At 55.2% G+C, this 12,834-nt stretch carries 11 protein-coding genes; all 11 read right to left on the bottom strand.

Going from position 1 to position 12,834, the window contains the following annotated elements; genetic code table 11:
* Positions 1-10 precede the first annotated feature (10 nt).
* The 11 genes from ACTOVJ_RS00990 to ACTOVJ_RS00940 all read right to left on the bottom strand — a co-directional run bounded on the left by ACTOVJ_RS00990 (position 11) and on the right by ACTOVJ_RS00940 (position 12,831).
* Positions 11-688, bottom strand: a complete 678-nt coding sequence (locus tag ACTOVJ_RS00990; RefSeq protein WP_449501482.1) for an HAD-IA family hydrolase — start codon at positions 686-688, stop codon at positions 11-13.
* Positions 689-784: 96 nt separating this feature from the next.
* Complete coding sequence (locus tag ACTOVJ_RS00985; protein ID WP_449501483.1) at positions 785-1,192, bottom strand: iron chaperone; 408 nt, start codon at positions 1,190-1,192, stop codon at positions 785-787.
* Positions 1,193-1,292: 100 nt separating this feature from the next.
* Complete coding sequence (gene hrpB, locus ACTOVJ_RS00980; protein WP_449504600.1) at positions 1,293-3,773, bottom strand: ATP-dependent helicase HrpB; 2,481 nt, start codon at positions 3,771-3,773, stop codon at positions 1,293-1,295.
* Between the two features lie 35 nt (positions 3,774-3,808).
* On the bottom strand, positions 3,809-4,486 hold the full coding sequence (locus ACTOVJ_RS00975; protein ID WP_449502760.1) for a TetR/AcrR family transcriptional regulator: 678 nt from the start codon (positions 4,484-4,486) through the stop codon (positions 3,809-3,811).
* A gap of 106 nt (positions 4,487-4,592) precedes the next feature.
* A complete protein-coding gene (locus ACTOVJ_RS00970; RefSeq protein WP_449501486.1) occupies positions 4,593-5,315 on the bottom strand; it encodes an FHA domain-containing protein in 723 nt (240 codons plus the stop codon).
* Positions 5,316-5,330: 15 nt separating this feature from the next.
* On the bottom strand, positions 5,331-6,749 hold the full coding sequence (locus ACTOVJ_RS00965) for a serine/threonine-protein kinase (RefSeq protein WP_449503774.1): 1,419 nt from the start codon (positions 6,747-6,749) through the stop codon (positions 5,331-5,333).
* Positions 6,746-7,792 carry an FHA domain-containing protein gene (locus ACTOVJ_RS00960; RefSeq protein ID WP_449503775.1) on the bottom strand — a complete coding sequence of 349 codons (1,047 nt, stop codon included), beginning with the start codon at positions 7,790-7,792 and terminating at the stop codon, positions 6,746-6,748. Before ACTOVJ_RS00960 ends, ACTOVJ_RS00965 begins: the two co-directional genes overlap by 4 nt.
* Complete coding sequence (locus tag ACTOVJ_RS00955) at positions 7,792-8,541, bottom strand: PP2C family protein-serine/threonine phosphatase (RefSeq protein WP_449503776.1); 750 nt, start codon at positions 8,539-8,541, stop codon at positions 7,792-7,794. The genes ACTOVJ_RS00960 and ACTOVJ_RS00955 overlap by 1 nt, the downstream gene beginning before the upstream one ends.
* Positions 8,538-10,751 (bottom strand): transglutaminase-like domain-containing protein, encoded by a 2,214-nt coding sequence (locus ACTOVJ_RS00950; RefSeq protein ID WP_449503777.1) that lies wholly within the window; start codon positions 10,749-10,751, stop codon positions 8,538-8,540. Before ACTOVJ_RS00950 ends, ACTOVJ_RS00955 begins: the two co-directional genes overlap by 4 nt.
* A complete protein-coding gene (locus ACTOVJ_RS00945) occupies positions 10,748-11,884 on the bottom strand; it encodes a DUF58 domain-containing protein (RefSeq protein ID WP_449502765.1) in 1,137 nt (378 codons plus the stop codon). Before ACTOVJ_RS00945 ends, ACTOVJ_RS00950 begins: the two co-directional genes overlap by 4 nt.
* Positions 11,881-12,831: an AAA family ATPase gene (locus ACTOVJ_RS00940; protein WP_449501492.1), complete on the bottom strand. Its 951-nt coding sequence runs from the start codon at positions 12,829-12,831 to the stop codon at positions 11,881-11,883. Before ACTOVJ_RS00940 ends, ACTOVJ_RS00945 begins: the two co-directional genes overlap by 4 nt.
* Positions 12,832-12,834: the final 3 nt, after the last annotated feature.

The following is a 12,834-nucleotide window of genomic DNA, read 5'->3' as shown; positions in this document are numbered from 1 at the left end:
AGCAGTGTTATCAGTTCTCTCGAACTGTGTCGTCGCTCGTCACAGGCATACCGGCGTCGCCCTCGGGGAGCGTTCCGTCAGCGAGGAAAGCCTCAAGCACTGGCTGAGCATCGTCGATTCCGACGAAGTGATGCGCATTGAAACCAGCCTGACGTGCCGCTTCGACATTCTCAAGGGTGTCATCAAAGAAGAGAATCTCGCCCGGCTCCGATTCCAAAAGGTCAGCCGCGATTGCGAAGGCCTCCTTGCGTGGTTTAGCTGCACCGATTACTGCCGAGAAAATACGTGGACGGAACTTTGTCAGCCACGGTTGGTCTTCCCATAGCATGTTGAGCGTCGCCATCGGAACGTTCGACAGCAGACCCACCTCAAGGCCACCCTCCGTGAGCTCATCAAGCCAGGCGACCATCTCAGTATCCGGGCGGTTCCATGTTTCGTAGTCTGCACGGGTAAAACCATCGATATCAGGGAACTGAATACCAAGTTCCGTCCCCATGACTTCCAAATACTCCGGGAAACCCCACTTATTTGCATCCAATGGCTCACGGAGCTCACGGTATTTCGCACGGAATTGCTCCGCCGTTACCCCGAACTTGTCGATCTCGACGTACTCTTCGAGAGCAACTTTCTGTTCCTCGGATTGCACCTGCATGAACAGACCCCACAGGTCAAACAAAATCTTTCGCATGGAGTAAGTCTAGCGGGTCAAGCTGAAGCGAACGAAGGCCGTTGCGCTCTGCGCGTCACCTAACACATATCTCTCGACACAGAGATTGTGAGTGGTTTACTTGCGCCAAAAACTTGTGGTGTCAGCTTTCTGAACAATTTGGAATTCGATCACGCGTCGCAACAAATCCCATGGCACAGGTTCATCCCATCGGAGCCGGACCAAACGAGTCCCGTGAGAAAGACCTGCAGCCTCGAATTCTTCAGCAAAATGCTCCACACCCTCCCCTTCTGGAGCAAATGCCAGATGCTCACGAGCAGGAGAAAAGCCGATAATAAACGTGCCATGATCAGTAAACATTGGCTGGCGCCACGCAAAGCGGAATCCGAGTTGCGGGAATTCTTTCTTCACCCATTGAAGAACCTCAAGAGCGCGCTGGCGGTTATCCTCCACGGGGATTGTGGCAAGCCAGTCAGCAAAAAAGTGGTCCAGTGGCTCATCGCCCTGCGCAATGACGGTTGCCATCAATTCTCCTGTTCACGAAAGGGCGCTTGTCTGCGCCGCTCTGATGAGAAATCCTAGCTGATATCTCCACTGTGCCCTAGCGTCGTCGGCAACATATTGACTATTTGCGCGGCTTGGCTCTGCGTGTTGGCGTCGCTTCAAGCGGATTCTCTGGCCACGGATGACGCGGGTAACGCCCACGCATCTCGGCCCTGACCTGTTGATACGATCCAGCCCAAAAAGACGAAAGATCGGATGTCACGGCCAGTGGCCGGCCTGCGGGAGAGAGAAGTTCGAGCGTGACAGGCACGTTTGCCTGTCCACCGACTCGAGGTGTATCAGTCCATCCGAATGCCTCCTGGAGCTTCATTCGAACTGTTGGGTGAGTTCCTTCGTAGTACACACGAGCCGACCCCAGCGGAGTGTCAATGCGTTCCGGCGCGAGTTGATCGAATTGGGAACCTTGCGGCCATGGAATCAATTGACGCAAGCCCGCTGCAAGATCTGGATGGGGGACTCCGAGATCTAACCATTGCGGTGCTCCCTCAGCCAACGCACGATCGGACACATCCGGCCACGGATCACCTAAGCACTCGTGGAGAAATGCGAGTCGAGACCGCAGTGACACTGCGCGTTCATCCCATTCCAGCACGCCGACGCCGGTGCGTCTGATGTGGTCATACCTTGCCTGACAGGCAATCTGTGCAGAGACAGCAACACTTTTCCGCGAAAGCTCGATCGCCCCAAGGGAGTGAACTTCCCATGCGCGCACTGTCGAACCGTCAACTTCAGTTTCAATGCGCGTGTGGCACATTTCCTTGCCAGCTTCGATGGCACATTCGGCACTGAGAGGAGCCGCGCAATCGATTATGGCGTCGGATCGTCCTTGACCTCGATGCAAGGCTCCGACGGCGAGCCACTCTTGTCCAGCTAGCGCAGAGGGCGTTGGCAAGACAGCACCGGTTCCGCTAGCTAGAAGGTATCCGGAGCCACGACGTCGGGCGATCCACCAGGGATAGGCGAGAGCGAGGGTTGCGGCGACTCCTTCGTCGGCGGCCTCGGTGTTGCGAGTGCGCGAAGCAGGCGCAGCAGTTGTTTCCAGACGTCGAACTTCTCGATGATATTCTGCCGCGTTCACGCCTCCCACGCGCGCTTTTTTATCCGAACGCTCGAGCGCAGCCACCGCGTTGGGAAGATCAGAACCGTCAGGACGCACACCCAACCCCAGCGCGGCTGCTGTGCGCACAGCGATATTGCCGAATTTCGGCGTACCATCAATCACCGCTCGCGCAATCGATGGTGACATTGGAATCGTAGAAAATGCGCGGCCTCGATTCGTTACGTGGCCTGAGTGATCCACGGCTCCCAAAGCACGAAGTGTCTCGATTGCGGCAGCGAGGTTCGCAGTTGGTGGTAGATCGAGGAGTCGTAACCCCTGGAATTTGGGGGCACCCCAGCATGCACTCATCAACGCGTGATCTGCCACATCACTCATGGTGATTTCTGGCTGGGCAAAAGCAGTGGCTGTGGCAAACGGTAAACAGCGATATGCCACACCTCTCCCGAGTCGCCCGGCATGCCCTGAACGTTGTGTCATGGTAGCTCGATCGGCATGAACGGTCACAAGGCCACCGATGCGTGATCCGGGGTCGAAACGGGGTTCACGTTTGAGCCCGGAATCCACCACCACGCGCACTCCTGGAACTGTGAGCGCAGATTCAGCAATCGATGTTGAGACAATCACGCGGGCTTTACCCGGAATCAACACACGGTCTTGATCACGCGGATCCATTTGGCCGTGCAACTCATCAACCGGCAGTGGGCCGCCCGGGCCCACTGCCGGCACGTCCCGTAACATACCAGCAATTTCGCCTACTTCACGTACACCCGGGGCAAAGACAAGAATCGATGAGTCTGGCACAGTCAGCACTGATTGACTCGCTTCTCGGACAGTACTCGCCACATGCCGAAGAAAATCTCGTTCCACAATAATCGCGCCACTTTTCGCGGCACCAAGAGCGCGCGGACCAACACGCTCATGAATCTCGACGTCGTGCAAAGCCCCTGGCACGTCCACTACTTCGCCGTCGATCAGTTTCCCTACTCTCTGTGCATCGAGGGTTGCTGACATCACCACGATCCGCAGGTCGTCGCGGAAAACATCTTGAACGTCCAGAGCGAAAGCACACACCAGATCCGTATCCGCATCACGTTCATGAAATTCGTCAATGACGACTGCGCCCACACCCTCAAGCGCAGGATCGTCGAGCAACATCCGCATCATGACACCGGGAGTGACAAATTCAATTTGCCGACCTGCATGGGTCTCTCCTCGTACTCGGAAGCCAACACTGTCTCCCACACTCTGTCCACACAAATGAGCCACACGCCGAGCACTCGCCCTAGCAACAATTCTTCTCGGTGACACCACAAGTACTCGCCCGTGAACCATCGTGGCCAGGAGCACCGGAACGAGAGTTGTTTTTCCCGAACCTGGGGGAGCACTGACCACAAAATTCCGCCGAGTGGCACGCATTGCCGCCAGGCCATCCACAACGGGGAGAGCCGGCGGATTATTGATCAAATTCTTGAGCGTGTCCACGCGCCTAGTTTAGCGGGCGAGCAAGGCACTCACCTTCATGCAGGCTGAATAATTGCCTTTGCTGCGGCCACCACAGCTGTCTTCACACCGTCGAGTTCACAACCTTCGTCGAGTTCGCCCATGCCAGCACGCAAAAGCGCAGTCAGCAACGGAACCACGATGGCGGGGTCAGCGCCGTCGATTTTTTCGACGGGTTCAGCGATAGAACTGGCAAGCATGGCGTGGAAATCTCGGACGAGCTCTGGGCCGTGGACAGGCTCCTCCATCGTCACTTTGGAACGAGTACGTTGTTTGCGTCCGTTTTCTCGGCTCAACGCTGCTTTTTCAGCCACTTTGCGGCGTGACATCTTCGCGCCCTTGTGCCCCATCACACCCATCAGCCAGCGGTGGCCGGTTTCCTGAGCAAGATCCAGGGCAACCGCCAAATATGTCAGCAACTGATCGCGTGGATCCTCAACGTCTGCCAGCGCCTGACACACAGCATTTTTCCAGCGCGGAATGTAGCGCACAATCACGTGTTCACGCAGGTCATCGACAGATTCAACGTAACGATAAATCGAGTTGCGTGCGATTCCCGCACGCTGTGCGACGACGCCGGCGGTGAGGTGTTCGACGCCCTGGTTACGCAGCACTTCTTCAGCTGCGTCCACCAGTTTTTCGAACATGTTGTCATGGTGCTCTTTCACCGTCGCTGCGGAAATTTTTGGCGACACAAGAGGCTCCCTTCATGAGTTGACTGTCCACAATATATCGAATTTACGGTGATGGCGTGCGGCTTTTCAGACTTTGACATCCGCCGACGCCGGGGCATCTCTCGTGCTAATGTGTCTCGTTTACTTCCTGCCGCGCATCGAGCAACACTACATCTTCGAGCGTGACCAGTTGAGACGCAACCGCATACTCGACAAGCCGCGAGCGCCTGTGCATCGCATGTCCAGAAGAATCACTTTTCAACCCGCGCACGCCAATCGCTGCGAGTTTGTCACACACGTTATCGAGCTTGCGGTTGAACTTCGTCTGTGTCCACCCCAACCTGGCGGCGGCAGCTGCAGAAGTGGGGATATCTGAGGAACCCGTTCCGATCCGAGTCAGCCACGGCTCTGCGAGCGCAACGATCAGCAGCTTCTGAGACGGAGTGAGGATCACTTGTCCAACGGTAGTTTGGCCGACGTCGTCAGTCCCTGTGTGAATTGTTTGATAGACAGATTGTGGAATCGTCAGGTCAATTTCATAAGTGGTCGGTCCTGCCGTAAAGACAAGCGACATTTTTTGCACAACCAATGGCAGTCGCGTCCCTGGCCCCACCCATGACTGTAGCTGTCCACTTGATTCAGCTACAGTGACTGCAATGCGTGAACCCACGTTGGATAGCCACCACATCCCGTCCTGGTAAGACAGCTCAAGAAAATGCCGATGTAAGAACGGGTTGTCCTCGATCGCAAGATCTCCCACTCGTCCAATGACAAACACTTGACCAGGCATGACATGGTAGTATTCGCCGGAAAAGTCAATCTCCAAAGATGGATGATTATGCGTTTCCATCCCTCTCCTTTCTCCTTAACGCGCAATACACAATGAAGTAGGCTCAGACTCCTGCCCATTGGCAGCCAGCGCTGAAACTTCGATGCAGGTGGCAGTCTCACCGGCGTCAAGTTCCACTGAGGGCTCAGTGACCGTCAGAAGTTTCCCTCCATTTTGAGGTTTGACGATGAACGAAAAACCTTGCGCATCATCCCAAGTGAATGTCACTTTCGTGCCGTTAGTGTGCGCTTTGAGCCCTGTCACTGGCGGTACGTACTGTCCGATTGGATCAACTCCAGTTGTGTACGAATCGCTTTGAGTCGGTTCCACTGTACCGCCACCGTGAGTAGCCAGTGCAAGACCACCGATCATTGACACCACACCGACGCAGAACATGAGCGCAATACCTGTCCGACGTTGACGACGACGCTCTTTCGCCGTCAGCGGGCGTGCGCTCAGACGTTTCTTCACGGCTCCAGCCTGTCTAACAGTCATCGGCAGTGGTGTTGTGGCTGGACCGAAGTCGATGCGGCGCACGGCGGCACGTGTCGCGTCCTCGTCGAGGATAGTGCCAGCTGTTTTGTCACCGTCGCGCACATAGCTGGGAACGTCGATGGCAGTGACATGCTCACCGACTTTTTCTTGAATCGCTGCTAATGCGTAGGCAAAGTCGAGTGCAGATTCAAAACGTGATCCGGGGTCTTTCGCCATCGCCGTCGCCAAGGCACGATCAAGTTCTGCAGGAAACGCATCGCCCAGTGAGGGAACTGGCGCATTGAGCACTCGAGTAATAGTGGTCACTTCGCGGTTATCGCCACCGGGCAAAGTAAAGGGTGCGTGGCCGATGAGAGCTGTGTAGATCGTCGCAGCAAGCGAATAGATATCTGCACTCGGACCAACTGCTTCTTCGCCTAGAGCCTGTTCAGGTGGAGCCCACGGAGCTGAAAATCCAATAGCGGGCGTTACAGGCTCATCAGTGGCGTAAGCGATCCCAAAATCAGTCAAAACAGGGGCGCCGTATGCAGTGTAGAGAATGTTTGCAGGTTTAATGTCTCGGTGAACGACCCCAGCGCGATGCATCGCATCAACTGCAGTAGCAAGCTGAATCCCCAGTTCGAGCGCTTTCGCAATCGATAATGGTTTTTCTGCAACACGTTTCGCCAGCGACGGTGCAGGACAGTATTCCATCATGAGGTACAGTCTGCCGTCACGGGTTTCACCTGCTCCAAAAACATTCGCAATATGAGGGTGCCCGCTCACTCGTGCCTGAATATCAGCTTCGCGGCGGAATGCTTCTTGACGTTCAGGATCAAGACCGCGCTGAGTAACTTTCACCGCGACCTGTCGTTTGGGTGTCGATTGCTCGTAGAGATAGACGTCGGCAAATCCGCCTGAAGCAATATAGTCAATGTAGGTGGCACCCTCAATCACCGGTGCGGACGCTGGTTTCCTCATTGCTCCATTACCTCGATCCTCACTCCGTCCCCAAGATCAAGAACATCGCCGTCGAACAGACGTGTGGCCGTGGTAGTGGAGATACGAAGAGGCTCAGCGCCTTGACGTAATAGGTACGTGCCATTTCCACTTTCAAGATCGATGACACGCAAAGTCCAGCCCGCAACAATCACGGCGGCATGAGTACGCGAGACCTGTTTATTGGGACTGGGGACTTTGAGAAGTTTCGGGCATTGTCCGTCCTTGCGAGCTGGGTCTCTCCCAATCACCACATCACGCTCAATACCAATCTTCGCACCTGTGTTTGTCAGGAGATATCCGAGTACGGGCGGATCGATCCACTGCGTTGCTTCGCCGACGTTGGCTCCGCAGATCCGGCAAGACACCGACGTCGGCGAGTTTGGATGACCCAAGAGGCAGCGAGCGGCAAGCACTTGTCCGCCATGAATTTTGTGCATTCGAGATGTCTGAGCTGATGCTACGGAACGCACTGACAGCGGAGGTTCAGGCAAAGCCACGTGAGGGCGTTGGGAGGCTACCTCCTGAAGCGATTGCGCATCCATTTCGCGATAAAGATCGCCAATCGCCTCATGATCGAGAGTTAATGCGAGACAATCATCGCCAGTGCGAGGAGATGGCCTGAGCGTGAAATCAATATCGATGCCCTGTGCTCTGACAACCCCCGATCTGAATGGGTAGCCAGTACCTGCGTGAACACCGAGGCGGAATTCGCCAATGGGGTGTCGACTTTCCTTCCATAAGTCGAGATGATGTACCGGACAAATTTCTTCACCCGCATACCTCACTGGTATCTTTCCGCGAATCGCTACCCGCACCTCGTCACCCTGATGAACGACGAGGCAAAACTCGGGCATCGACACAGTGTTCCAGGATCGCCGGATTAGCTCGAGAATTTGATCGAAACTCACCCCCATCGCCAGTGCCCGGTAAAACTCGCTGATGTCGTCCTGAGTCTGAATCAACAGCGCACCTGTGGGAGAAATTGCGGCCAGCGCCTCTCCTTGATACCAGTAACCGCGCATCAATCTGCTACCTTTCCCGGCATTGAGTTCTTGTCCACACCACACGTACTGATGACGTCTACTACCACAGCGGAAGCATTGTCACTTGTCCCTTCTTCGAGTGCTGTTTGCACCAGAGCGGACGCTGTAGCTTGAGGATCTAAACCCACATTGAGTACATCCGATATTTGTTGCGGCGTGAGCGTAGCGCAGACACCGTCGGTACACGCAAGGAATCGGTCTCCCGCGGCGAGCTCAACTTCAAAGTAATCCACACGACGATCGGGTGAGCCTGCACCAAGGGCTCGAGTGATGATATTGCGTTGGTGTGAGCTTCGTGCCTCATCCTCACTGAGCACCCCTTCATCCACAAGCTCTTGGACAAAGGAGTGATCTTTCGTGATCTGAAGAAGGTGACGCGACCGGGAAATATATGTGCGTGAATCCCCCACGTTAAAGATGAGAGCGCGTGGTGGATGAGCCTCGATAAAGACAACGCCCGACACGGTGGATCCGGGCGCCTTTCCCCGATGTTCAAGGTGTTCGACGTCGGCGCGTGCAGCGCTCAACGCATTATCAATATCGGTTACTGCCCGCACCGTGCCCACCTGACCAAGGGCATTAACCACGGCAGCCGAGGCTGCAGCCCCACTCGAATGTCCGCCGACGCCGTCGGCGACTGCGAAAACTGGCCACTGCACGAGCGCGCAATCTTCGTTTTCCTCACGTACTCCTCGATCAGATGCGACACCGTGAACTGTCTGAATCATGTTGTCCTCCGGTTCTTCCAGCCGGCCAAGGACAAGGCTCGACGGATTTTGCTGCGCGGTGAATTTTCTGCCAGCTGTTGGTGAGCACGGATATTGAGTGCCCATGCCTCGTTCGACTGTTCGGCGTCAAACACATGGTCAGAAAACGCTGCCTCATCGGCAACTCGCGCCAAGGACTCGAACGTGTTCGCCTCGCCTTTACTCGTCGCGTCCTGCAACTGACACGCGAGTTCACGCCGGGTTCCCGTGCTCACAGAGTATCCGGCATCGTGGGCGCTGGACACGATGTCTTCCCATGCTCCGCGGATCTGCCCGGCCACATCGCCCCTCGTTCGTAGGGTACGCCTCCAGTGCCACTTGCCGAGAAGAATGACAGCAAACGGGCTGAGCAACACGATGATGCCACATCCTGATGCCATTACTGTCCACCCCCACCAGGCTGACACCTGATGCTGATCAGGATCAATCGGGTCTGCAACTTCAGGCTGAAATTGGGCGGGATCTTTTTGAGCGGACGGAGGCTGTAGGACTCGCGGAGCTGGATCTGGGTCGGCCTTGGGCAATGCAGTATTGAAGATTTGGTCACGATCGGGTGTCGGATCGAAAGGCACCCAACCCGACTCTGCGAAAGCGATCTCAACCCAGGCGTGAGCATCTGCTCCCCGGATCTCTAGCGTGCCACCAGAATTTTTCTCCGGGTAAAATCCCACTACCACACGCGCAGGTAGCCCAAGAGACCGTGACATCAACGCCATGAGAACGGAATACTGCTCATCGTCGCCCACTAATTGGGGCGCATTGAGCATATCGGCAATTCTTGACGCTCGGTGCCCGGGACGGCCAAGCCGGGGACTCTTCGGATCGGAATAGTAGCTTTCATGGAGGTACTTTTCGATGGTTCGCGCAGCTGTGATAGGGTCTTTCGCATTTCCCGCAATCTGGCGCGCGAATGCCTCAACTTTTTCCGGAACTGCTGTCAGTTTCGGCAGATCAATAGCTGCAACTTTCTGTCCGGCTAGCACTTTGTCCGACGTCGCTGGGTGAACTATTTGAGTCGTCACGATCCGATCACCCTTCGCCAGTCCTTCCATCGCGACGGCGGTGCGTCCGTGCTTCCAGTACGCCAGTGACGCATCGAGATGGTGGGCATTCGGGCCATGAAAAGTAATGTCGGTCAGTTCACCGCTCATCGGCACCCACACACCACGATAATTGTCAATATCAAGAGTGAGTTTTTCCTCCTCTGCTCCCACAGGAGCAACAGAAATTGGACGTCGTGGGTGCGAAAATCCCTGTCCACTGTTTGGACTACCAATCGAGTAAATGATTCCGTCGTAATGATTCAAAGCAGCCAGACGTAGCCGTGACCCTGGACGCAGCCCTGTCACCGTGAACATGACATCATCTTTCTTGGTGTCAACATAGGAACGAAATTGCGCCAACGGTGTGGGAACATCGCGGGCATCAATGCGGGCGTTGACGTACTGGCGCGCAACGATTCGCGGCCCGGTGAACAATGGAGCAGTTCCCAGTGCGATGGCAAGAGCACAACAGATCATCGCCAGTCCACCGGTAGCTGCTCTGTGTATCAATGCGGACGGATCCCCGACGGTGGTCTCTCCGGCTAAAACACGGCGTCGGAAAGAAAGATACGTGACCCATATGACGGAAATGCCACCTCCGAGCGCCCCAACCCACGGGTGGTCTCCGGCTCGGACACCGAACCCCATCCCGATCAGTGCGTGTGCCGAGATGGGAAGGAGTGCCCATTCGCTGTGATGGTAGCGCAGAGTCGCAGAAATCGCGCCGAGACCCGCGATCACGCCCACCACGTAGGGGAGAACACTCGGCCCCACATAATGTGATGCCGGGGGAACCAGAGTGAGTAAATCTTTCCAAGAGGTCACCGCCTCGACAGCAAGCGTTTTGAGTGAGAGCGGAGTCGGGATCACTGCTCCCACACCGAGCTGTGGTACAGCATAGACAGTGCCGAAGAGGAAATATCCTGCAACAGCAAACATCAGGGGCGGGAAGACACCCGCACCCAAAAGGTAGGAAATCCATGCAGCAAGTGAGCCAACAGCAGCACCCCCAAAAGCGGCGATGAATCCCGAGTAATCACCGAACACGTCCGCGTGAAACACAGATGCCAGGCCTAGGAGAAAAATCACGATCAGCGCATTTTGAACATTACGCGGTTTTGGTTTCATTTCACCGCTTTCGCAAAGGCCAGTGGCGCATCTGCCAACTGAGCAATGGTGAGCACGCACATGCGATCAAGCTGCGATAGTGCAGTCTCTTTCCCTGCACGAACCACAATCGAGCGCACAGAGTGGGGAAGTACACTGAGCGTGCGCCGAAGCTCCTCGCGCGAAACTTCCGTCGAGGTCACCAGCATACAAATGGACACCGAGGGCAAGCAGGAAACCGCAGTAGCGACGTCATCCTCCAATGAGGATTCTAAGCGCGGCTGGATCACCGCCAACGAATCCATCAAGTCCACGGGCGTGGAATCAGCAAGGATCTGTCCAGCCCACACAATTTTGACGAGCCGGCTCTCACTCAGTTCCGCCGCCGCAATGGATGCCGCAAGCGAAACTCCAAGTTCAAACTCATCTGCATCAGTCCAGTGGCGAAGATCAGAATCAAGCACAATGAGCATATGGGATCGTCGAGTGTCATCAAATTGACGAACCATCAGTTGCCCAATGTGCGCACTAGTTTTCCAATGGATAGCCCGCTGTGCATCTCCTCGAACATAAGGGCGCAATGCACGGAATGACACGTCTGAACTCGTCATTTCACCGCTTGATCGTCCCTCAACATCGTGCAAGAACCCCAGAGCGTGAACATTTAATGGCACGCGTAGGGGATGGACAAAAAATGTTTCTTTGTCCGATAGCAGTTCACATGCATGAACCAATCCCAAAGGATCGCTCCGTACGGAACTCACTGGACCGATCGTGACCATTCCTCGACGCTTGGTGGGAATCGTAAAAATCTGTTCATGCTCAGCCCCGGGATCGAGACGAGGGACAGCACAGATGATCACGTTCTTTCCAACGGGAAGTTCAAGCCACGTTGCACGCGAAGTACGCGAACTCATATTGCGCACTTTGACCACACCCACACCACTTTTGCCAACAATTACGCGTGTCGTTGTTAGCACAAGTCTGGCGTCTAATGTGTTCTTCCCAAAAGAAGCGATCCCACCAAATGCCACGAGCACGATGGTAAATATCCCCATGCCTATGAGTTCAACCCAACCCAAGGCGATCCCTACGCTCCACCCAAAGAGTGATGCGAGTACCATTCCCCAGCCTAACGGGGTCAGTCTTCTCACGGCGCTGACACCTTCGTCATCGCGCGCTCAAGCACCAGTTCAGCCGTTGCGCCTGAGAATTGAGCGTCGGCATCAAGCACAATACGATGTTTCCACATGTGGTTCACTAGTGACAGAACATCGTCGGGAATCACGTAATCACGCCCGTCAATACCCGCCCACACTTTTGCAACACGAACCATCGCCAACGCACCACGTATCGATACACCGAGTCGAGTTTCAGGATCCTCGCGAGTAGCTTGCGCAAGTGCCCACACAAATTTGAGGATGTCATTCGAGGCGTGAATTTCTGCTGCGGCTCCAATCATCGCGCTAACAGTTTGAGCATTGACCACCGGCGTCAACTCAGCCACACGATCAGCCACGTTCGCGCCAGCAAGTACTGCCACACCGACGTCGGGCGATGGAAAACCCACCTGAATTTTCATCATGAAACGATCCAACTGAGCCTCAGGCAAAGGATACGTTCCCGCCTGCTCAATTGGGTTTTGGGTCGCAATCACCATAAATGGCTGTGGAGCAGGATACGCAGTGCCATCAACAGTGACATGCCCCTCTTCCATCACTTCTAACAATGCGGACTGTGTCTTGGGCGAGGCTCGGTTAATTTCATCGGCGAGGACAACCTGAGCAAAAATCGGTCCGGGATGGAAAGTCCATTCTCCTGTTCTTTGATTAAACATCGTCACACCCGTAATATCCGAGGGCAAAAGATCGGGAGTGAACTGAATGCGTGACGATGACGCCTCAATCGATGCCGCTATCGAACGCGCTAAGGCTGTTTTCCCAGTTCCTGGTGAATCTTCAATCAGCAGATGTCCACGAGCCATCATGGCCGTCAGCGCTAGACGAATGACGTTCTCTTTTCCCATCAACGCATGTGAGACGTTGGTGAGAATCGCATCAAAGTTTTGCGCGAAGTCATGCACACTCATTGTGTCGTTCATCGT

It is taken from the genome of Arcanobacterium sp. (ex Cirak et al. 2026), assembly GCF_053585065.1.
The sequence above is the reverse complement of the archived record's forward strand: the minus strand, read 5'-3'. Positions and strand labels throughout refer to the sequence as shown.